At 36.9% G+C, this 20,739-nt stretch carries 21 protein-coding genes; 7 read left to right on the plus strand and 14 right to left on the minus strand.

Translation table 11 applies throughout. From position 1 onward, the window contains the following. Positions 1 to 39: 39 nt before the first annotated feature. From MHI04_RS19235 to MHI04_RS19255, 5 genes are all read right to left on the minus strand, one after another. On the minus strand, positions 40 to 1,791 hold the full coding sequence (locus tag MHI04_RS19235; protein WP_340812154.1) for a methyl-accepting chemotaxis protein: 1,752 nt from the start codon (positions 1,789 to 1,791) through the stop codon (positions 40 to 42). Between the two features lie 265 nt (positions 1,792 to 2,056). Continuing rightward, entirely contained in the window at positions 2,057 to 2,641 is a 585-nt protein-coding gene (locus tag MHI04_RS19240) for a DUF305 domain-containing protein (protein ID WP_036123376.1), read from the minus strand. A 100-nt stretch (positions 2,642 to 2,741) separates the two neighbouring features. Next, positions 2,742 to 2,930, minus strand: a complete 189-nt coding sequence (locus MHI04_RS19245; protein WP_340835234.1) for a cysteine-rich CWC family protein — start codon at positions 2,928 to 2,930, stop codon at positions 2,742 to 2,744. Between the two features lie 76 nt (positions 2,931 to 3,006). Next, entirely contained in the window at positions 3,007 to 3,204 is a 198-nt protein-coding gene (locus tag MHI04_RS19250; protein WP_036123382.1) for a hypothetical protein, read from the minus strand. A gap of 13 nt (positions 3,205 to 3,217) precedes the next feature. Beyond that, complete coding sequence (locus MHI04_RS19255; protein WP_058843711.1) at positions 3,218 to 3,427, minus strand: hypothetical protein; 210 nt, start codon at positions 3,425 to 3,427, stop codon at positions 3,218 to 3,220. Between the two features lie 275 nt (positions 3,428 to 3,702). Between MHI04_RS19255 and MHI04_RS19260 the strand changes: the two genes are divergently transcribed. Both MHI04_RS19260 and MHI04_RS19265 read left to right on the plus strand, forming a co-directional pair. Continuing rightward, on the plus strand, positions 3,703 to 4,197 hold the full coding sequence (locus MHI04_RS19260) for a L,D-transpeptidase family protein (RefSeq protein WP_141905447.1): 495 nt from the start codon (positions 3,703 to 3,705) through the stop codon (positions 4,195 to 4,197). A 287-nt stretch (positions 4,198 to 4,484) separates the two neighbouring features. Beyond that, positions 4,485 to 6,158: a ribonuclease J gene (locus tag MHI04_RS19265; RefSeq protein ID WP_101966923.1), complete on the plus strand. Its 1,674-nt coding sequence runs from the start codon at positions 4,485 to 4,487 to the stop codon at positions 6,156 to 6,158. Positions 6,159 to 6,212: 54 nt separating this feature from the next. Here MHI04_RS19265 and MHI04_RS19270 read toward each other — a convergent pair whose 3' ends face one another. Next, positions 6,213 to 6,860, minus strand: coding sequence for a hypothetical protein (locus MHI04_RS19270; protein ID WP_249646128.1), 648 nt, complete (start codon positions 6,858 to 6,860; stop codon positions 6,213 to 6,215). 212 nt (positions 6,861 to 7,072) lie between these two features. On the opposite strand from MHI04_RS19270, the gene MHI04_RS19275 reads away from it, so the two are divergent. After that, complete coding sequence (locus tag MHI04_RS19275; RefSeq protein WP_004225641.1) at positions 7,073 to 7,462, plus strand: helix-turn-helix transcriptional regulator; 390 nt, start codon at positions 7,073 to 7,075, stop codon at positions 7,460 to 7,462. 30 nt (positions 7,463 to 7,492) lie between these two features. Here the strand turns inward: MHI04_RS19275 and MHI04_RS19280 are convergent, their stop codons facing one another. Then, positions 7,493 to 8,368, minus strand: coding sequence for a radical SAM/SPASM domain-containing protein (locus MHI04_RS19280; RefSeq protein ID WP_058844185.1), 876 nt, complete (start codon positions 8,366 to 8,368; stop codon positions 7,493 to 7,495). A gap of 195 nt (positions 8,369 to 8,563) precedes the next feature. On the opposite strand from MHI04_RS19280, the gene MHI04_RS19285 reads away from it, so the two are divergent. Continuing rightward, positions 8,564 to 8,983 (plus strand): hypothetical protein, encoded by a 420-nt coding sequence (locus MHI04_RS19285; RefSeq protein WP_036123400.1) that lies wholly within the window; start codon positions 8,564 to 8,566, stop codon positions 8,981 to 8,983. 55 nt (positions 8,984 to 9,038) lie between these two features. Here MHI04_RS19285 and MHI04_RS19290 read toward each other — a convergent pair whose 3' ends face one another. The 3 genes from MHI04_RS19290 to MHI04_RS19300 form a co-directional block, all read right to left on the minus strand. After that, positions 9,039 to 10,442 carry a SpoVR family protein gene (locus tag MHI04_RS19290; protein WP_036123402.1) on the minus strand — a complete coding sequence of 468 codons (1,404 nt, stop codon included), beginning with the start codon at positions 10,440 to 10,442 and terminating at the stop codon, positions 9,039 to 9,041. 33 nt (positions 10,443 to 10,475) lie between these two features. Next, positions 10,476 to 11,633, minus strand: a complete 1,158-nt coding sequence (gene yhbH, locus MHI04_RS19295) for a sporulation protein YhbH (RefSeq protein ID WP_036123405.1) — start codon at positions 11,631 to 11,633, stop codon at positions 10,476 to 10,478. Positions 11,634 to 11,819: 186 nt separating this feature from the next. Further along, entirely contained in the window at positions 11,820 to 13,769 is a 1,950-nt protein-coding gene (locus tag MHI04_RS19300; protein ID WP_271911017.1) for a PrkA family serine protein kinase, read from the minus strand. A gap of 148 nt (positions 13,770 to 13,917) precedes the next feature. Between MHI04_RS19300 and MHI04_RS19305 the strand changes: the two genes are divergently transcribed. Together MHI04_RS19305 and MHI04_RS19310 are read left to right on the plus strand one after the other, a co-directional pair. Then, positions 13,918 to 14,913 (plus strand): M23 family metallopeptidase, encoded by a 996-nt coding sequence (locus MHI04_RS19305; RefSeq protein WP_036123406.1) that lies wholly within the window; start codon positions 13,918 to 13,920, stop codon positions 14,911 to 14,913. Between the two features lie 265 nt (positions 14,914 to 15,178). Continuing rightward, positions 15,179 to 16,873, plus strand: coding sequence for a methyl-accepting chemotaxis protein (locus MHI04_RS19310; protein WP_342535106.1), 1,695 nt, complete (start codon positions 15,179 to 15,181; stop codon positions 16,871 to 16,873). Positions 16,874 to 16,929: 56 nt separating this feature from the next. Here MHI04_RS19310 and MHI04_RS19315 read toward each other — a convergent pair whose 3' ends face one another. The 3 genes from MHI04_RS19315 to MHI04_RS19325 all read right to left on the minus strand — a co-directional run bounded on the left by MHI04_RS19315 (position 16,930) and on the right by MHI04_RS19325 (position 18,947). Beyond that, positions 16,930 to 17,604, minus strand: a complete 675-nt coding sequence (locus tag MHI04_RS19315) for a hypothetical protein (protein WP_036123410.1) — start codon at positions 17,602 to 17,604, stop codon at positions 16,930 to 16,932. 512 nt (positions 17,605 to 18,116) lie between these two features. Then, positions 18,117 to 18,311: a hypothetical protein gene (locus MHI04_RS19320; protein WP_036123412.1), complete on the minus strand. Its 195-nt coding sequence runs from the start codon at positions 18,309 to 18,311 to the stop codon at positions 18,117 to 18,119. A gap of 141 nt (positions 18,312 to 18,452) precedes the next feature. Beyond that, positions 18,453 to 18,947: a DUF1456 family protein gene (locus MHI04_RS19325; RefSeq protein ID WP_036123415.1), complete on the minus strand. Its 495-nt coding sequence runs from the start codon at positions 18,945 to 18,947 to the stop codon at positions 18,453 to 18,455. A gap of 186 nt (positions 18,948 to 19,133) precedes the next feature. Between MHI04_RS19325 and MHI04_RS19330 the strand changes: the two genes are divergently transcribed. Continuing rightward, complete coding sequence (locus tag MHI04_RS19330; protein WP_004225662.1) at positions 19,134 to 19,337, plus strand: alpha/beta-type small acid-soluble spore protein; 204 nt, start codon at positions 19,134 to 19,136, stop codon at positions 19,335 to 19,337. Between the two features lie 74 nt (positions 19,338 to 19,411). On the opposite strand, the gene MHI04_RS19335 is transcribed toward MHI04_RS19330, so the two are convergent. Further along, positions 19,412 to 20,608: an MFS transporter gene (locus MHI04_RS19335; protein WP_141905453.1), complete on the minus strand. Its 1,197-nt coding sequence runs from the start codon at positions 20,606 to 20,608 to the stop codon at positions 19,412 to 19,414. Positions 20,609 to 20,739 lie beyond the last annotated feature (131 nt).

A 20,739-nucleotide genomic window follows, 5' to 3' on the forward strand; every position in this document is an offset into this window, starting at 1 on the left:
AGAGCAAGCTAATCCCAGCATTAGCTTGCTCTCAAATTTTTAGTGAATATATTGTTTTTTCCCGTTCAATAAAATTTCCTTTAAGGCCTTTAGTTTTTCAATTACAATATATGACTCTTCTGTAATTTCCTTCAGATATTTTTCAGCCTCCCTTTTATTGCCTATATTATATTCTCGTACCGCCTTTTTAGCTATATCATGGACATGAATAAATGGTTGTTCTAACTCTACATAGACACGCTCTTCACCTAGTAGCTTTTTCCCTGTACCATAATACCATTCACCAAGGCGCGACTCCTGTGGTGAGCCAACATCCTGCTCAGTCATTGTTTCAAAGCCAAGCAGTAGATTATAGATTTTCCAGCGCCATAATAAATGGTCTGTAATAGCTAATTCAATAATATCCTCCTGACTAATAATAAAATTTTTAGAAATTGTTGTTGATCGGTATCCGTCAATCATTTTACTTAACTTGTAGATAGCCGAGCCCATATCAAAAACGATGATCTTACTTTTTTGCATACTCTCCGTGATAGTATGGTTACGTTCAGAAATAGTTGTAGCAGATTGTGCTTGTACCTTTGTCGTTGTGGCAATTTCCTCAAAGCGAGCTCCTTGCTGCTGTAAACTTTTATTTATCTCTGCAAGCGTCTGTGAAATATGTAAGGTATCCGTGACGCCTTGATGTAAATCCTGTGAAAATTGAGTTGTTAGTGAACTAATATTATGCGTAATATGTAGTAGCTCCTGTATATCTGTATGTATAGATTTGACAGATGTACTTGTATCATCAGCAAGCTTTCGAACTTCCTCCGCAACAACTGCAAAGCCTTTACCCGCTTCTCCAGCACGAGCCGCCTCAATAGAAGCATTTAAAGCCAATAAATTTGTTTGATCTGCAATTCGCTTAATTAATTCCATCAGCTTCGCTACACTATTGACACGTTCCACTAAACGCTTTATATCCTCCTGCATGGATTTATGACCTTCATCGGTTGTTTGTAAAATGGATGATACTTGTTGTAACGATTCTAAATCCTGATTTAATTTTTTAAAGGCATGCTTTGTTTGGGCTGAAATATCACCAACAGATGCGGCGATTTCTTCAATACTCTCATCTAGCTCGTGCATCAATCGATCTGCTGCAACAATCTCCTGTTGCTGAATATCTTGAAATTCAATCAATTCCTTAATCGTATCTAACTGGGTATTATAAGTAATAATTTCACCTAAACCATTTACAACAGAGCCAGCCTGAATTTCAATATAGGTTTCTAAAATGATCTGTTGGTCGATCGTTACTAGACTATCATAAGACAATAGGACATCCAGCATTTTTTCTTGATCGCGTGATAGCTCTTTGACAATCAGCGGTATGATTAATTGGTTAATGAGCGTATAGGCAGAAATCATCCAGTTCGGCAGTACACCGATTCGGGCATGTACATAAGCGATTTTACGTCGTTTAAATACATAATCTAAATCTAATTCATCATCAAATAGGCTTATAAAATGTGAATCAAAAAGCCCTTTTAAACGCTCTACTGATGAATGCGTATTGATAACTTGGTTAAATTCTGGAATTTCCAATAAACGATCATAAAAATTGTCGAGTATTTGTTGGCGATTATTTTCATAGATTTTGCGTAAAAATCCAACAGATTCTCTTCTAATTCTAGATAAAGCAAGAAAATCTAGCTTTTCTTTAAAGCGTTCATTAGCCTCAATATCTGAATTTTTCGCAGCTGAGAAATAATCATAATTTTGATTTATTTTCTTCCTTTTGAACATTGTTACCACTCCTTTTGTAATAAAGTAAATAAAAATTACCAATATTTTAAAACGAATTATAGATCTTTCTTCATTACCTTCAACTAATAAAACATATATATTTTACCAACAACACTAATACAAAAATAGATTTTCAAAAAATTCTTTACACCGTCTTATTCTTTTGTCCACTTTATTGACAATTTCTCATTTTCCCTGTTAAACACTATTTTTACACAGAAAAAACGCTAAAATCATGTCTGACTTTAGCGTTTCACATAAAGTGTTAGCATTCGCAATCACAATTTTGTAAGCTATCCAGTAACTTTTCCATAACTTCTAGTTGCTCACAAAGTGTTTGAATCATACAACGTAAAATAGGGATTAATTCTTGGCAAATACAGAATCTCAGCACATTTTGTGCCAGACGGATACCACCCTGATGATGGACAATCATTTCTCGTAGATAATTGATATTAATGCTATTCGATACTGGTGGTGCACACATTGCATTGAACATAGCTTCTGTAATTTCTTTATAAGCACACATATACTCGTATAATTCATACTCTGAATTTTGCACGACACAACATCGATTTTGTATCGCTTCAAGACTCTCAACCATTTCTGTGTGAGTTCGAATAATTTCTAATGCAAGATTTTGTACAGGGATATTCGTTGTATAGCGTAAAACGTTTTCGGACATTTGAATTGCTGCAACTTGATGAGGGATAATTTGCTTAATAAAATTTTCAGAAATACTACAAGTAATCGTTACATAGGTCATGCCCTGCATCATTTTTTTGAGGATTCGCTGATATTCCTCTAAATATGCCTTTGTTACATTACTGAGTTCAATTGGTTTAGCCATAAGACACACTCCTTTCAGAGTAATGTATGCCCGCTAGGTTGTTGTGCGATAGACAATTGTACCAATGACTCCATATTTACAGCCTCATTCATCGTAAAAATTATCCTTGTTCTTTCCTATATGTATCTAAGCATATTGGACAAATACATGTCCTTTGCTCCGTTTGCACTGCATTTAATAGCTTTTCTGGAAAGTGCACCGTCATACACCAGCACTCTTTTTCACCTTTTGCTACTCCACAATGATTTTCTCCCCCACATAATGGACAGCTCTCTTCTCCAGTTGACATGTTCCTGCACCTCCTTTACCTACCATTGTAAAATAAAAAAAGGAAGAGCATTCAATACTTACTCCTCCCACTACGCTTATTGTTGGTGCTTGTGTATATCTTGCTTTACTTCTTCTATATCTGTGTCACTATAAATGGCCGTTCCCTGCCCTCCACTTTTAGCTAACAATGCCTTTACCTCATTATAGGATAATCCTGCATCTGCATTTTTTTGCTTTACTTCATTAATATTCGTGCCCGCAGATGTAAAATGGGCTTCTTTTTCATGATTCATAGCGTTTTACCTCCTACAATTCATCTGGCTGCATTTCAATTAATTCATCGCCTTCTCTTTTTACTCGTTTATTGAGCTCCTCTACTGGAATGGCGTCGACAGTTTGCATATCTTCATGCAAATCGAAAAGACTAATTGTATCTGATTCAACCATGTCAGGTTTGTCCTTGCTATTTAAATTCATAAACATTTTCTTTTCATGTGGTACTTTACTCATGTCCATTTCTGTCACACTCCTTTCTCTATAATGTGTGTAAAGCTGGACAGATTATGTGTCACTCCCTTTTGCACCTTTATCCATTCGATGATATTCAGCTATTTGAATCACTCGTACATGCTTTGTGTGCAATTCAAGGTAGATGCCCCTACTATCCGTAAAGGAGATATATTGATCGCGTTCACTTTTCACTAATTTCTCTGCTTCTTGTTGTGATTCAATATCAAATCTTTTGAAGCATATAGTAAAATCATAAACCTTTGCAGAGGAGGGAATAATGATTGATTCATACAGTTAAAGCTGGAGAAACACTGACTCAAATTGCTCAGGACTATCGTACTCCGTTGGCATCCATTATTGCTGCTAACCCAGGAATCCAGCCTGATCATCTTTTTATTGGTCAACAAATTGTCATCCCGGGCTTGCCAAATCCCGATACAATTCCTTACCGTATCGAAATATCTACCAATAATCGCTGGCTACGTTTATATAGAAATAATATCCTTCAAAAACAATACCCTATCGCAGTCGGACGCATGCTTCATGAAACACCAGTAGGCAGTTTTATTATCATCAATAAAGCTCCAAACCCTGGTGGTCCTTTTGGAACGATGTGGATGAGTCTCTCTAAAGAACATTATGGAATTCATGGCACAAATGATCCTAGCTCTATTGGGCATGCTGTTTCACATGGTTGTATACGAATGCAAAATCAAGATGTTGAAGAGCTTGCCAGCATCGTCCCTATTGGTACAGAAGTAGTGATTCATCCCTAACGAAAGAGACTATCTATAGTTGTAAACCAAAATAGATAGCCTCTTGTTATGTTTAATCCTGTTCGCTTGTCTGGGCAAATTGCATATCACCTTTTTTTGAGGGATAAAGTGCATCATGAATAAATTGAGCATGATTTCTAACCAATCCCTATGTATATGCCACAAAATTAGACAATGATTTACCCCATTTCGTGAAATACAATTAGTAGCATTATTGTTTTCGTATAGGATGAAATGCTAAAAGCTATACTACCTATAGTTAAAGGAGAGCTATAGGAGGGAATACGTTGTCCACAAGTAAACAGTTATTATCCATATTTGCCTTAGGAGGCATTAATGAAATTGGAAAAAATATGTATGTAGTACAATATGCAGATGACATCATCATTATTGATTGCGGAGCAAAATTTCCAGATGAAACCTTACTTGGTATTGATTTAATTATTCCTGATATTACTTATTTACTGGAAAATAAAGAAAAAGTGAAGGCTCTAATTGTTACGCATGGTCATGAAGATCACATCGGTGGTATCCCCTATTTATTAAAAAAATTGAATGTGCCTGTGTATGCTACTCGTTTTACTCTAGGGCTTATCGAATTAAAGCTCAAAGAACATAAGCTGTTAAGAGAAACCGATTTAATTGAAATTCACGCTGACTCCGCTCTACATTTAGGACAAATGGATATTAGTTTCTTTAGAACTAATCATAGTATACCTGATTGTTTAGGAATCGTAATGGGCACTCCTGAAGGGAACGTAGTCCATACTGGCGATTTTAAATTTGATTTAACACCCGTTAATAATCAATTTGCCGATATTCATAAAATGGCTGAAATTGGTTCAAAAGGAGTGCTCGTTCTTATCTCGGAAAGTACGAATGCAGAGAGGCCAGGTTTGACACCTTCTGAACAGCTTGTTGGTCACCATATTGAGGATGCTTTTTTACATGCTGAACGGAAAGTAATCATTTCGACCTTTGCTTCAAACGTTAATCGTATCCAACAAATCGTACATGCAGCTATTGCTACCAATAGGAAGTTAGCTTTATTGGGACGCAGCATGGTCAATGTTGTTGATGTAGCGATAGAACGGGGCTATTTATTTGTTCCAGAAGATATGTTAATTGATGCACGAGAAGTGAAATACCTTCCACCAGAGGAGGTCGTGGTACTTTGCACAGGTAGCCAAGGCGAGCCTCTAGCTGCGCTTGCCCGTTTAGCAAATGGCAACCATCGTGAAGTGAAAATTCTTCCAGATGATACGGTTATTTTAGCGGCCTCCCCAATTCCAGGCAATGAGAAGGGTGTATCGCGGATTGTGGATAATTTGTTTCAGCTTGGTGCAAAAGTTATTTATGGATCTTCCAGCCATACAGGCATGCATGTTTCAGGACATGGTCATCAAGAAGATCTGAAGCTTATGCTAACATTTATGAAGCCACAATTTTTCATCCCTATTCATGGTGAATTCCGCATGCTACACCAGCATCGCTTATTAGCAGAAGCGGTTGGAGTCCAAAAAGGGAATACCTTTATTATGAAAAACGGCGATGTCGTTGATATTGAAAACTCGAAGGCACGACAAACTCGTAAAATTCCAGCAGGTGATACGTATGTTGATGGAATCGGCATAGGTGAAGTTGAAGGCATTGTCCTTCGTGATCGCAAGCAGCTTTCAGAAGACGGAATGCTTGTCATCGTCTTAACACTCAATAAAGTAGATGGTGCTTTTATTTCAGAACCTGATACCATATCCCGTGGTTTTGTTTATGCGAAGGATTTCGAGGAGCTGTTGAATAAGGTCAATGTGCTTACCAAAGAAATCGTTGTAGAACTACAAGAAGAAAACAGACAGCAAATCCATGTTCTACGACGTGAAATCAAAAGAGCAGTAGGACAATATTTATTTAACCAAACTAAACGAAAGCCTATGGTTTTACCAATTATTATTGAAATATAACTGATCGGTGCAAGGATTGAATGTCCATCTTGCACCGATTTTTGTTTTGTTCAATCACTTAACATTAAAATGATCATTCAAAAAATCACCATTAAAAAATATATGTAACATATCAATATATTGCCGTTGGAGCTGTTCAAAGCCATAATGTAGGTCATTTGAATGCTGTTTGACTTGCCTTGAAATATGATTAAAATACTGTGGGAGTCCCTCTATCGCCTTTACTAAAGAATCTTTATTAACTAATAAATGTTGGATAGCGTTTAATAGCTGTGCTATGTGAAGTTGAATATCAATCGGTGGTAATTCAATCATTAAATGATAGACATTACACACGTCATTATTTACTTGATACCATTTTAAAAAGTGCAATAAATAATCACTGACAATTATCGATTCATTAGGGATGATGGCAATAATATCCTGACCAATACATACAGCCTTTTTACACTGATAAATTGAGGATTCTTTCAAATTGATTTTGTTAAGAAGGATACTTTTAGCAGGCACTTGTGACATAGTCAGCGAATCCATTGTATGATCAACTCTCGGTACTTGACTAAAATCATCTTCTATTATTAATTTCATTAGCGTTTTTTCGGATATGAAAGGAGTGCCTTCTCTCGCAAAACTTGTATCATTCATCATGCTATTACCCACTTGGATTTTTGCTACTTCTTCTATAAAAAACTGCTTCACCATGTTTGATCCTCCAATCCCCTGTCCCATTTTATACCCTTAAAGCAACCTTCACTAACGCCTTTTACCTAGTAACTTATTTAGGCTATTGTCTAATAAAAGATTTCTCATTAAACATTGTACCATTTTAACGGTACATTTTCTCTATTATACCACTATAATAGTATAGTCATTTCCACTATTTTTCACTAGCTTTTAACATAGAGGTGAATCATATGTCAGATTTTTTAAAGCTAGTAGGTGAACAACTCCGTATTATTAGATTATCCAAAGGGCTAAGCCAAGAAGAAGTGGCTGAAAGAACAGGGAAGTTAGGTTTCAGTAAAGGACGCGTTTCCAATATCGAACATGGACAATCTAATATTACCCTTAGTACATTGGAAACAATTATGAAGGCATTGGATATTACCCCTGAGGAGCTTTTTAATTTTCAAAAATTATCTGGCGTTACTGATATTGAGGAAAAGAACCTCATGCTAGACATTCATCGATCATTATTAAGAGAACGTAACTTAGACGAGGTAAAATACGTAGTTCGTATTACGAAGGATTTTTTAGATACGATTGATTCCCAATCGAAGAAAAACAGCTCCAATGGTCAATGACACATCGGAGCTGCTTCTTTTCAATAATAGCTACATACCAAACTTTTGACGATAGCCACATTTTCTGCATAGTTCCTCAACAGCCTCTCTTCGTGAGAAGCCATCTACAATCTTATTGGCACGTTCTCCCTCCACAATTTCTGAGAAGGATTTCTCATGAACATTTCCTAAATTAATGACACCTTCACCATCTAAGCAGCAAGGTACAACTGTTCCATCCACAAGAATAGCTGCTTGACTACGCAATGCATGACAAAAACCTTTACCCTCGTCCTCTTGTTCAAGCAAGCTCGGCCATTTAAATTCATGATCCTGATTCAAATAAACATGAGGAGCAATTTTTACCCCTTTACCAGGCTCTACTCTTTCTTCAATGTGATAATCAAGATTATACTCGTTTTCTAATATTTCTAATGTCTCACGATTTCGACGTGCTGCAACATCCGAAACATGATCCTGTTGTAAATTCCATAAACGATAGGAAATGATGGTCTTATATTCTCTAGCATCCCGCACAAAATCCAAAATATCCCCCAAATACTTTTCACGGTTTTCAGAACCTTCATGCCCATCAAAACTATGCAATGAGAAATTAATTTGACGTAATGCCGGTTTTCCTAATATTTTTTCCCGATTCTTTTTGATAAGTGTCCCATTTGTTGTGATATTGACTTTAAATCCCTTTGCATGGGCGGCATCTAATAGCTGGTCGATCCTTGGGTGTAAAAGTGGCTCTCCTTTGACATGCAAATAAATATATTTGGTATGTGGGCGAATTTCGTCTAATATTTTATTAAATTGTTCGACTTTTATAAGTCCTTTTGCACGAGCTGTAGGTGGACAAAAACTACATGCTAAATTACAAACACTCGTTATTTCTATATAAACCTTTTTAAATGTTCTCAACGTTGCTTCTCCGTTCCCATTCACTAAATAATCAAATCTCATTCATTTTAACAAATTTATTGGATAGATAGCAAAAATCGTTGAGTTTACCTCTGGACACTCCTACCTTTTCTCTAGATAACATGGCTACACGTACAAGTGGGTTTACGAAGCGCTAATATGTTAATAGTATATTAAACGAAAGGAGGAGAAATAATGTCTGGTTTTAGTTCTAAAAATTTTTTTGGACCTGACGAACCTGAGCGGGAATCCTCTAATAAGCAAGGGAAAAATCATATAACGATTAATTTTACATTCAATATAGGAAATACAGACTTTCACTTTGAACAGCGAGCAGAAGGTGGAGGTCAAATCAATCATGATGTAGGTACAAATGCCAACCAAGGTGGACAAAATGCTAGTAACGGTAGTCATACACGCAATGTTCATTCTCAATTTGCTGATGGAAATGGCAGAAGTGGTATAGCTGGTAATCATAATGACGAGGCAGGTGGCCAGCAAGGAATAAAAGTACGGGATAGCTTAGTAATTGATAGCGATATCCATTCATCTTCAAATCATAGTGAAAGTAATGAAGAGGACATGGATGTGTTAACTGAAGATAGTGAGCAGTAGGATCTAAAAAACTTCTATCTGTTTGAGCAAGCTGTCAACAGATAGAAGTTTTTTATTAGACATTACGTTTATAATTTTTTGTACCATCATATGAATAGAGCATTGGCTTATTATCCACGTATGTTTCTAAATGTACCGGGCGACCCCATAGTTGATAAATATAAGGTAATACATTTTCTAAATACTGCGGATCTAACTCCATCCCTTCGTAACCATGTACTAAGTAGAGCTCACCATTACGTAAATAATCGCCATTTTTCACCACAATATATGGGAAGCCGCCGTTTACACGCATCGATACAAGCTGATCTCGTACCATCTCATGATCTTTATCAGTGATACGATATTCATTCCCTTTCTTTTGGAACAAATATAAATCTTCTCGCTTTGCCAAATCTTTGGTTAGGTAGTTTCGAATAAAGGAAATATCTGATTCTATCTCTCTTACCTCAAAGATTTTTTCACGTCCGGTGTTTGGCTGCACGCCTAACCGCTTCATTTCCTCTGTAGGGTTATTATAGCGATTTTCAATATCCTCAAAAATCTTTATCCCAAGGTAATATGGATTAATTGATGTTTTGGACGGCTGGACAACCCCTGCATTTAACTTGGCGAATTCGATTGTCTCAGCGGTTGTTAATTTTAATTCTCGCATGATTCGTTGATGCCAGAAGGAAGCCCATCCCTCATTCATTATTTTCGTTTCCAATTGTGGCCAAAAATAAAGCATTTCCTCCCGCATCATTGTTAATATATCTCGTTGCCAGTCTTCCAACTCACGGCTATACTCCTCTAGGAATAACAGGATATCCTTTTCTGGCTTTGGTGGAAATTGCTTTAATCTTCGTCTAATAGGTTTATACACTTTTTCTTTTTCTTCGATGCTCCACAAATCATCGTATGGTGATTTTGCTGGTGTTTTTTCATCTTCAAGCTCCTCATCCTCACTCCAAGATAGCTTAGGACGTATAATGGAGGGATCAATATGCTCTTGAATAGCTAACACTGCATCTAAAAACTGCTCAACCTCATCCTTGCCATATTCTCTTTCATAGCCAGCTATTCGTTCGGCCGTTGCCGTCATGCTCTCTACCATGTCTTTTCTAGTATTGGAAAAACGCACATTATTTTTAAAGAAATCACAGTGTGCTAATACGTGAGCGATAATCAATTTATTTTGAGTTAACGTATTGGTATCCAATAAAAATGCATAGCATGGATTAGAATTGATCACAAGCTCATAAATCTGACTAAGCCCTAAGTCATATTGAAGCTTCATTTTATGAAATTGTTTTCCAAAGCTCCAATGGGAAAAACGCGTAGGCATACCATAGGCGCCAAATGTATAAATAATATCTGCTGGACAAATTTCATAACGCATTGGATAGAAATCTAAGCCAAAGCTTGAGGCAATTTCGGTAATTTCATCTATTGCTCGGTGAAGCTCTTTCGTGTCCATTTTACGCCGCCTCCTTTGAACGTGGTGCTGAGCTCACTCTTCATTTTTTTTGAAAAAGCTCTTTAAGGCATCGTATACATCGCCCTTTTTTCTCAAAACATGGTATCTAAATTTGGGATCATCAATTTTCTTGTAAGTATACATAAGTGTTGAAAAACGGTTATGTTGGTTCACCTCACCATAGCCAAACATACTGGAGACATCCATTAACTCTCCCACCAGTTTCAAACACTTTTCATTATCCATTGAAATATTTTCACCATCTGAGAAATGTACAGGATAAATATTATAGCGAGAAGGATGATATTTACCTTCAATCAATTCCAGTGCCTTTTTATAAGCTGACGAACAAATAGTTCCTCCACTTTCTCCCTTTGTGAAAAATTCCTCCTCCGTGACCACCTTCGCCTCTGTATGATGGGCAATAAATTCTATTTCCACTGTTTCATACTTGGAGCGTAAAAACTTCGTCATCCAAAAGAAGAAGCTCCGTGCACAATATTTTTCAAAAGCTCCCATCGAACCACTCGTATCCATCATGGCAAGTACTACTGCTTTGGATTCGGGCTTTTCAATCTCATCCCACGTCTTGAAACGTAAATCATCATTATGGATTGGCGTAATTTCAGCTTTCCCTTTCATGGCATTGCGCTTTATTGCATTTAAAATCGTACGTTTTTTATCAACATTGCCCATTAGCCCTTTTTTTCGAATATCATTAAACTCTATTTTTTCGGTTTTAATATCTGCTTTTTCTTTTTGTTGTAAATTAGGTAACTCAAGTTCATGAAATAAGACGTTCTGAATTTCCTCAATACTGACTTCCGCTTCATAATAATCTTGGCCAGGCTTGTCACCCGCCTCTTTTCCTTTACCTTGAGCCTGATTTGCTTTACTGCCATCTCGAGCTACTACATCTCCAACACTACTATCCCCTTGTCCTTGCCCTACATGCTTAGAGTTATCATAGTTATATCGAATTTTATATTCATCAAGTGAACGAATCGGTATTTTAATAACCTCGCGACCATTAGACATCACAATACTCTCTTCACTAACTAAATCGGGTAAATTATTTTTAATCGCATCCTTCACTTTTTCCATATGGCGTTGCTGGTCCTGGTGCCCTTTACGATGGAGAGACCAATTTTCCTGAGAGATGACAAAGCGTTTATTTTCGTGTTCAGTCATTTTTATCCTCACCCATCTATCAAATTCGCTTTTTCTATACTATGCTTGTGAGCCAAATTCTTGAACTTTTTTCGTAAAATGAATTGTGCATCTATATTAATCCCTTGTCCTGATAGTAAAAGGAGTGCCCTAAAATTGGGACACTCCTATCTGACTTGTAACAATCCAAATCAAGGTGAAAATTAATTACCGATTGAGTAGACTTCCTACATATTGCAGCAGCTCATTTGCCGATGTTGTGTTATAGCCATGTTCATCAACTAGTCTTGCAACAACCTCATTAATTTTCTTCAGTTGAGATTCATCTGGCATTTTAGAAGAAGTAGTAATTTTCACAACATCTTTCAAGTCCGCAAATAATTTCTTTTGAATCGCTTCTCGCAATCTTTCATGAGAGTTGTAGTCAAATCGTTTACCTTTTCGTGCATAAGCAGAAATACGAATGAGAATTTCCTCACGAAATGCCTTTTTAGCATTTTCTGAAATACCAATTTGCTCCTCAATCGAGCGCATTAATTTTTCGTCAGGATTCATTTCCTCACCAGTTAGTCGATCGTATAGCTTATTTTTATTACAAAATGCCTCTACATTATCAAGGTAATTGTTCATCAATGATTTTGCCGATTCTTCATAGGAGTACACAAAAGCCTTTTGTACTTCATTTTTAGCAATTTCATCATATTCCTTACGTGCAACCGCAATGTAATTCATATATTTTTCGCGATCCTCTTGAGAAATAGAAGCATGCTGATCTAATCCATCCTTCAGTGCCCGTAAAACATCTAATGCATTAATCGATGGCACCTCTTTACGAATAATAGCAGAAGAAATACGGTTAATGATATAGCGTGGATCAATACCGTTCATCCCTTCGCTCGGAAACTCTTTTTTCAGCTCCTCCAAGTCAACGGAATTAAATCCCTCCACATTTTCTCCGTCGTACAAGCGCATTTTCTTAATCAGATCCACACCTTGTTTTTTCGGCACTTCTAATCTAGTGAGAACCGAAAAGATTGCTGCGGCCTTTAAAGCATGCGGTGCAATATGGACGTGGGACATATCACTCTCTTTTATCATCTTTTGATATATATGCTCTTCCTGACTAACTTTTAAGTTATACGGTATCGGCATAACGATAATTCGAGAATGTAATGCCTCATTCTTCTTGTTCGAAATAAAGGATCGATACTCCGTTTCGTTTGTATGAGCAACGATTAATTCATCTGCACTAATTAAAGCGAATCTCCCCGCTTTGAAATTTCCTTCCTGTGTTAGAGATAATAAGTTCCACAAGAATTTCTCATCGAGTTTCAGCATCTCCTGGAATTCCATCATACCCCTATTGGCTTTATTGAGTTCCCCATCGAAGCGATATGCTCGGGGATCTGATTCTGAACCAAACTCACCAATAGTAGAAAAATCAATACTTCCTGTTAAATCAGCAATATCCTGTGATTTAGGATCTGATGGTGTAAATGTTCCGATGCCCACACGTTTATCTTCCGAAAAGGTAATACGTTCAATCATCACGTTTTCAATACGCCCATCGTATTCCTTTTCAAGACGCATCGTATTTAAAGGCGATAAACTTCCTTCAATTCTTATACCATACTCTTCAAAAAATTCATTACGCAAATGATGTGGAATTAAATGTAATGGATCTTCATGCATAGGACATCCCTTAATTGCGTAAACCGCACCCTCATCTGTGCGCGAATATTGTTCTAATCCACGCTTCAGTAAAGTAACGATTGTTGATTTACCACCACTAACAGGTCCCATTAATAATAAAATACGTTTTCTAACATCTAACCTGCGCGCTGCTGGATGGAAATATTCCTCCACCAGTCTTTCAATTGCTGTTTCAAGCCCAAAAATTTCTTGTCCGAAAAATTTGTACATTTTTTGCCCATCGCGTTCCTCTACACCAGAACTTTTTATCATATTGTAGACGCGTGAATGGGCTGTTTGAGCAACTTCAGGTCTTTCCCTAATGATGTTTAAATAATCTGCAAATGTCCCTTCCCACTTCAGCCTATTTTCTTCTTCGCGATAGTTTTTCACTTTATCTAAAATGTTAATAGCCTTCCCTCCATTCAGGGCTTGATTTATAACATAGTATGAAGTTAATCGCATGATGATACCCATTACTTTTTCTTTGACGACGTTTCTTCTTATTATTTCTTTTTTAGGGATAAAAAGATTGCGGATTTATTGGCTGTTTAAGCTTACTGAATGAAGATAAAAATTTCGGTTATTCTAACGTTAGAAAGGAGGTCCATCATTGCATCGCCATTTTATTTTTCTTTTCACATTTTTATTTTTAGGAATGATGCTGTACCCTACTGCCTCTTTTGCAAAAGAGGAGCTAACAGAAGAAGAAGCTTTACAACAGCGTATGTCCTATTATGTACAATTTGATGAATTACTCATTCCTTGGCATTTTTTAGCGGCTATCGATCAGTATGAAAGAAATCTCCAATCTGTTCGTAAAGATATCCCTAAACGAGAAGGCTATTTGGCTATCCAATTTTCTGATGAATATTGGTCAGGCGCATTAAATCCTGTAAAGGAAGATACCTCACCTGAGACGATTAGCTATTTCGGTGGTATGGGCCTTGATGGGAATCATGATGGAATCGCTAGTCCAAAGGATGATGAGGATGTCATTTTTTCAATGGCTAGTTATTTAGGAAAATTCGGCACGACTGATGAGGATTTTAAATTAGCATTATGGGAATATTATGGAAGTGAAGAAGCAGTCAATCAAATTTTTACGATTTCCACACTGTACAGACATTTTAAAACAATTGAACTGGATGCACATACCTTCCCTCTCAATATTCGCTCGAATTACAGTTACAGGGGTACTTGGGGTGCCAATAGAGGCTGGGGTGGACGTCGGATTCATGAAGGAACCGATATTTTTGCAAGTTATGGAACCCCTGTCTTATCTACCTCCTATGGAATTGTTGAGGTAAAAGGCTGGAATCAATTTGGTGGCTGGCGTATTGGTATTCGTGATAATCATAACTCCTATCACTATTATGCCCACCTTGGTAGCTATCATAAGGACATTGAGGTAGGCTCTGTTGTAGAGCCTGGCACGGTGCTTGGCTATGTGGGAAGCTCTGGATATGGGAAAGAAGGTACATCAGGAAAATTCCCTCCTCATCTTCATTATGGTATTTACAAATTTAATGGAAGAACCGAATGGGCTTTTGATCCATACCCTTCATTATTGCAATGGGAGCGGCAAGCAAAAAAACAAAAACAATAGATCTTTTATAATACATGGCACTTGAAGCATTTTGCTACAGGTGCTTTTTTCTTATTATATAGGAGAATTATACGCAAATATATTCATTAGTCGTTAGACATCTATATATATTTAACTACAGGCAACCCAGAACCCATTATACGGTTGTACTAAAAAACTATTTTTAACTATTTTTACCGAAAGCCTTATTAATCTACACAAATAGTTATAAAATAATAATTATGATTGAATAAAATTCTCAATGAGATAGTAAAGGGATGGGGAAATGAAAGGCATTTTACAGTTTAAAACACTTAAAGCTCGAATTTTAAGTGCATTTATTTTTTTGTTAGTTTTAGTAGTGAGCTTTACAACCTATACTTACAATTCCAATACAAATATGGAGAGACAGGCAAAAGATTTAGTAAAGGAAGATCTAGTTGTTTTGAATGCCAGTAAAAATTTAGCATTATCTATGAGTGTGCGACTATCAGCAGCTTTAAACTATGTAATGACTGGTGATGAAAAATATAAGGAAACGTTTAATGAATATCGTCAAATGGCTGAGGAAAACAATGCTATTCTAGACGAATATGAAACATCAGATGAACGTACTCTGCTAGTAGAAATAGCACGTGATTGGAGTAATCTTGTCAACACTGAGGTGTTTGATATCTACGAGAAGGGCAATAAAGAATTAGCTTTAGAAAATTTAATGGATACACATGCCCTCGTGACAAAAGTACGCAATGGTTATGAGAAACTTGCGGATGAACGTGCCGATGCGATTACGTCCGTTGGTAATGATGTTGTTTCAACAAGCTCTCAAAACCGAACAATCGGGATTGCTTTCAGTTTAATTTTAACTATAGCTGGTATTCTAATTGCTATTATCACTGCTAGTACCATTTCCAGACCGGTTAAAGTTGTAGCGAATCGTATGAAGGAATTAGCAGATGGTAATTTGCAACTGGAGCCATTAGCAGTGAAAACACGAGATGAAATCGGCACGTTAATGCTTGCTGCTAATGAAATGAACAATAAATTAAAACAAACGATTCATTCCATCTACAGCGTTTCAGAAACAGTGGCCGCAAGTAGTGAAGAGCTGGCTCAATCATCGAATGAAGTACAAGCAGGGACAGAGCAAATTACAGTAACCATGCAAGAGCTTGCTTCAGGTACAGAAACACAAGCGTCCACAACGGGTGATTTAGCAGAAACAATGACAGCCTTTAAGCGCAGTATTCACGACACAACACAAGAAGGCATTGAATTAAAAGAACATTCTAGCCATGTCCAAAATTTAACGGTTTCTGGTAAAGGCTTAATGGTTCAATCGACTAAACAAATGGCTGCGATTAATGACATTATGCTAGATTCCGTGAAAAAGGTTGAAAGTTTGAATGAACAGTCCGCCGAAATTTCCAAGCTTGTGTCAGTTATAGACGAGATTTCAAATCAAACAAATTTACTCGCACTCAATGCAGCGATTGAAGCAGCACGAGCGGGTGAACACGGAAAAGGCTTTGCCGTTGTCGCAGATGAAGTCCGCAAGCTCGCTGAACAAGTGCAATTCTCTGTCACGGATATTTCAACAATCGTCCATCGTATTCAAGGTGAGACAGGCAATGTCACTTCTGCCCTACAATCAGGCTATGAAGAAGTTAAAAGAGGAACCGCACAGCTCGATCAAACAAACGAAACATTTGATCAAATATCAAATGCAGTAGAGGATATGATCGAGAATATTACGACCATTTCTACTAATTTACATCATCTTGCTCAAAATTCAGAAACCATTAATGTCTCTATAGATGACATGGCTTCTATTTCACAGGAATCCGCCGCCGGTGTTGAACAAACAACAGCAACTGTAGAGGAAACCGCCGCTACAATGGATGAAATCGCTAGAAGTGCAAATCAACTCGCAGGAATGGCTGAAGAACTAAACACCCAACTACAGCAATTTAAAATTTAACGAACTACACAACAAAAGCTATCTCAAATTTTTCTAATTCGAGATAGCTTTTTCGATTATTGCCAATGATTGATCGGAACTCTTTCCAATTCATGACGTTTGATAATTACGCTTATCTTTTGAAACCATTTCTCACAAAGCTCCATAGCTTCCTTGTAGTCCTCTTCCTCTTTTGAAATTGGCTCTTCACCATTATCCATAAACATATATTCTTGAATTGGCTCTGATAAATGATCCACCACTAATTTTAAAGAAAGCTGTGAAATGGTATCTTCCTCCACCTCCACTTCCTCTATTTCATCCGCTTCCCCAAGTAAAGACCCACTCATAAGGTGATTCTTTGTTCTAATCATAAACTCTTCGTCTTCCATGATGGCCACTTCATATATTTTGTTAAATGGAATCTCTATTATTGTCAACTCTTCATCTAGCGATTCTCTTCGTGCAAAAATAAGCGTATTTGTCTGTTCATTTAACAATAAAGCATTTAAAGCATCATTGGATAATGTACATTGGGTATGAGGAATAGCCATTATCTCTTCTTCACTAGCTTCCGTCATTTGTACCAAAGTTTGTGCAGCAATATAACGTTCTTTTATATATCGAATGCTACCAATACTGACTAAAGCAAGTCCTATTAAAAAAAATAATGGCTTAATGATGGCTAATTCAATTGCATTTGCTAGAAAAAGATAGACAATCCCTAATAAAATGAAGAAAATATTTTTCATTCAGACCCCGCCTTTATCAAGATAATTGCTAGAAAAAATAGGTTGATGTACTAGCAATTTTATTCTCGACTCTAGCTTTTCATTCTAATAAAAAACACGAGGTCATTGAAATTCAATGACCTCGTGCTCTCCATAGTTTAATTTTTCTTTACTGCTTGCACCAAGGACATGTTGTGATGGTAGTACAAGTAAGCTCACCACGACAATCGTGATACCCGTTATAAATTGACTTGAAAGCTTCCCCTAACATTCCCGGAATCCGGCTAATCCCAATAACAATAATACCAGCAATAATCATACTGCGTATTTTAGACTATTGAATGCATCTTTAATTAGTGTTTATTTACTTGAGAATACATCATTGTGAAGTTTTCATTCACCATGTCATTTATTGAACCTTTCCATTTCGGTATAAAATCATTTTGTCATATCAACATAAAAAAACAGCTACAACCTCAATGCGAGTTGTAGCTGCCTATTTCATTCCACTTACCCCTAAGTGTTTGATTGCATTATACGTTTTGTGTGACAAGTAAAACGGATGGTATAAACGATAGTGCAAACATAGCGATATACCATAATGAAGTACGACGTAATGAAAAACGAACTTTTTTTCGTTCTGCATAAAAAATATCTAGCATAACTGCAACAATAAAAGGCATTGTAACGCATGCAATAGCTACTAATAAGATGTCAAAATAAATCATACAAGCACCCCTTTGTTTGTGAACATTTTTCATCTTTTTTGTGAACAATTTGTAATAAATTTATTGTACACATTTTCGTCACAAATTGTCAACGAATTTTAAAGAAAAAAATGGTACTTTATGATTTAAAACATCTGTCTGTTACCCTCTATATTTATATGTTAAGCCCCTTAAAAAATTACGTACGAACGAATCACCGCACTCTTTATAATTACGGTGACTTGGATTTCTTAAAATGGCACCTAATTCACCTTTTGTCACCTTAATTCCACCATCATATAAAATTTCAAGCATCTCCTCAGTTGTTAAGGATAAGGCAATTTTCACTTTCTTTAATAGCATATTGTTCGGACTTTCTTTTCCAGACACAGGTAGTGGTCCCTCAGCCTGGCCTTCCTTTGGCTTCTGTGGCCCACGTTTAAAGGTAATGAGTCCATTTAAAAAAGCTTCCAACATTTTATTATTACAACTAATGTATGTTTCTGGTGCTTCTTCCTCATCATTAATCTTAATGAGCATATTTAATACTTCTTCTTTCGTATAGTTCATACCACCTAGCTTAAAAATTTCCACCATATCTACATTTTTTATATCGAATGCATAGCGTAAACGAATTAAAATATCATTATTCGTCATTCTGTTGTTCCTCCTTTAATCAACCTTCTATAGTAAAGAGCCAGGCTTAATTATAACAGAGAGTTTGCTGATTATTGCTGGCTTTCCACAAGTTGTTGTTATTAGCATTTAGCGTGTGCGTTTCCTTCTTTTTAAATGTATGAAAAGTTGGTAAGCAACCATTCTAAGCTCAAGGAGGTGAGAACAATGGCTAACAATAACCGTAGTTCAAATAAGCTTCTAGTACCTGGCGTACACGAAGCTGTCAATCAAATGAAATATGAAATTGCACAAGAATTTGGCGTTCAGCTTGGGCCAGAAGCATCTTCTCGCGCAAATGGTTCCGTTGGAGGAGAAATTACAAAACGCCTTGTTGAAATCGCTGAGAAACGTTCAAAAGGTTTATTATAATTAAATAAAAACTAATAAAAAAAGAACGAATCCCATTTGAAGAAGTGGAATTCGTTCTTTCGTGATGTATAGGATTAAGCCGTTTGCAAACCCTTGCCTGTTCCCTGAAGTGTCAGCATGACGATAAAGGAAATGCAATACAATGCTGCTAAGTAAATCATAACGACTGTCATATCGTAACTTTGTAAAATATAGCCGACAAAGATTGGTGAAAATCCTCCTATTGCTCGACCAAAGTTAAAAATAGTATTTGTTGCTGTACTGCGAATTTGGACTGGATAGAAGCTACTAATTAATGCACCATACCCTGCAAACATTCCGTTAGAGAAAAATCCTACAACTGCACCGCCTAATAATATGGCTACTGCACCTGTTGCAAAGGAATAAAGGAATACTGCACAGGCTGAGGCTAATAAAAAGATACCGAATGTACGCTTTGCACCAAAACGATCCATAAATCTACCAAATGTCAGCATTCCAATAATCATGCCGACAGCGGTACTAATTGTCCACAAGGCTGAGCTGGAAACTGATAATCCTTGCGATTTTTGTAGCATAGATGGTAGCCAGATCATGAGGCCATTATAGCCTGCGATTTGAACAGTAGCCATTAAAATCAGCGAAAGAGTCGTCATCGTGATGCGTGGTGAAGCAAATAACTGGGCCAGTTTCCCTTTCTCTTGCTTATTGTTTTGTTTATTCTGTGACGCCACCCATTCTGGTGATTCATCAAGATTTTTACGTACGATAAAGGCAAAAATGACTGGTAATAAACCGACGAAGAATAAAGCTCTCCATCCTAAAGTTGGTAAAATGATGGCACTTAGTAATGCCGCTAAGATCACCCCATACTGTGCCCCTACACTTACATACGAAGAAGCTCTTCCTTGTTTATTCTTCGGCCAAGCCTCCGCCACAAGTGCCATACCAATACCATATTCCCCACCAGCTCCTAAGCCAGCGATAAATCTATAAACATAAACTTGCTCAATACTTGTTGCTACGCCTGTTAAGGCTGTTCCGATGGCAAATAATATGACGGTATACGTAAACACTTTTACGCGACCATATTTGTCGGCCAACACACCAAAAATAATACCACCCATCAGCATTCCAATATTTGTGATGGATGAAATCAATCCACCAGTTGCAAGATCAATATTAAATTCTGCAATAATCATTGTCATAGCAAAAGAAATAAACATAATGTCCATTCCCTCTAGCGTTAACCCTGCCACTGAAGCGACCACGGTTTTTTTACGATAATCCATTCTTTGTAGCCTCCAATTTTCTAGTTGTCGATCTCTTTTAGTGAATGGATTATAGCTGTCTTGTCCATTCTCTTTTGAAGCCTCACGGGACTTCCTTTAAAAGAGGAGTATGGAACAATAATAAAAGCCCT

It is taken from the genome of Lysinibacillus sp. FSL K6-1151, from assembly GCF_038630755.1.
Classification (GTDB): domain Bacteria; phylum Bacillota; class Bacilli; order Bacillales_A; family Planococcaceae; genus Lysinibacillus; species Lysinibacillus fusiformis_D.

Bases quoted from the DNA above. Each gene is read 5' to 3' on its own strand.
- MHI04_RS19310 (WP_342535106.1), top strand. From the start codon at position 15,179: ATGAAAGGCATTTTACAGTTTAAAACACTTAAAGCTCGAATTTTAAGT.
- MHI04_RS19290 (WP_036123402.1), bottom strand. From the start codon at position 10,442: ATGGACACGAAAGAGCTTCACCGAGCAATAGATGAAATTACCGAAATT.
- MHI04_RS19285 (WP_036123400.1), top strand. From the start codon at position 8,564: ATGTCTGGTTTTAGTTCTAAAAATTTTTTTGGACCTGACGAACCTGAG.
- MHI04_RS19330 (WP_004225662.1), top strand. From the start codon at position 19,134: ATGGCTAACAATAACCGTAGTTCAAATAAGCTTCTAGTACCTGGCGTA.
- MHI04_RS19300 (WP_271911017.1), bottom strand. From the start codon at position 13,769: ATGCGATTAACTTCATACTATGTTATAAATCAAGCCCTGAATGGAGGG.
- MHI04_RS19235 (WP_340812154.1), bottom strand. From the start codon at position 1,791: ATGTTCAAAAGGAAGAAAATAAATCAAAATTATGATTATTTCTCAGCT.
- MHI04_RS19315 (WP_036123410.1), bottom strand. From the start codon at position 17,604: ATGAAAAATATTTTCTTCATTTTATTAGGGATTGTCTATCTTTTTCTA.
- MHI04_RS19320 (WP_036123412.1), bottom strand. From the start codon at position 18,311: ATGATTTATTTTGACATCTTATTAGTAGCTATTGCATGCGTTACAATG.
- MHI04_RS19255 (WP_058843711.1), bottom strand. From the start codon at position 3,427: ATGGACATGAGTAAAGTACCACATGAAAAGAAAATGTTTATGAATTTA.
- MHI04_RS19275 (WP_004225641.1), top strand. From the start codon at position 7,073: ATGTCAGATTTTTTAAAGCTAGTAGGTGAACAACTCCGTATTATTAGA.
- MHI04_RS19270 (WP_249646128.1), bottom strand. From the start codon at position 6,860: ATGGTGAAGCAGTTTTTTATAGAAGAAGTAGCAAAAATCCAAGTGGGT.
- MHI04_RS19240 (WP_036123376.1), bottom strand. From the start codon at position 2,641: ATGGCTAAACCAATTGAACTCAGTAATGTAACAAAGGCATATTTAGAG.
- yhbH (WP_036123405.1), bottom strand. From the start codon at position 11,633: ATGACTGAACACGAAAATAAACGCTTTGTCATCTCTCAGGAAAATTGG.
- MHI04_RS19325 (WP_036123415.1), bottom strand. From the start codon at position 18,947: ATGACGAATAATGATATTTTAATTCGTTTACGCTATGCATTCGATATA.
- MHI04_RS19245 (WP_340835234.1), bottom strand. From the start codon at position 2,930: ATGTCAACTGGAGAAGAGAGCTGTCCATTATGTGGGGGAGAAAATCAT.
- MHI04_RS19250 (WP_036123382.1), bottom strand. From the start codon at position 3,204: ATGAATCATGAAAAAGAAGCCCATTTTACATCTGCGGGCACGAATATT.
- MHI04_RS19335 (WP_141905453.1), bottom strand. From the start codon at position 20,608: ATGGATTATCGTAAAAAAACCGTGGTCGCTTCAGTGGCAGGGTTAACG.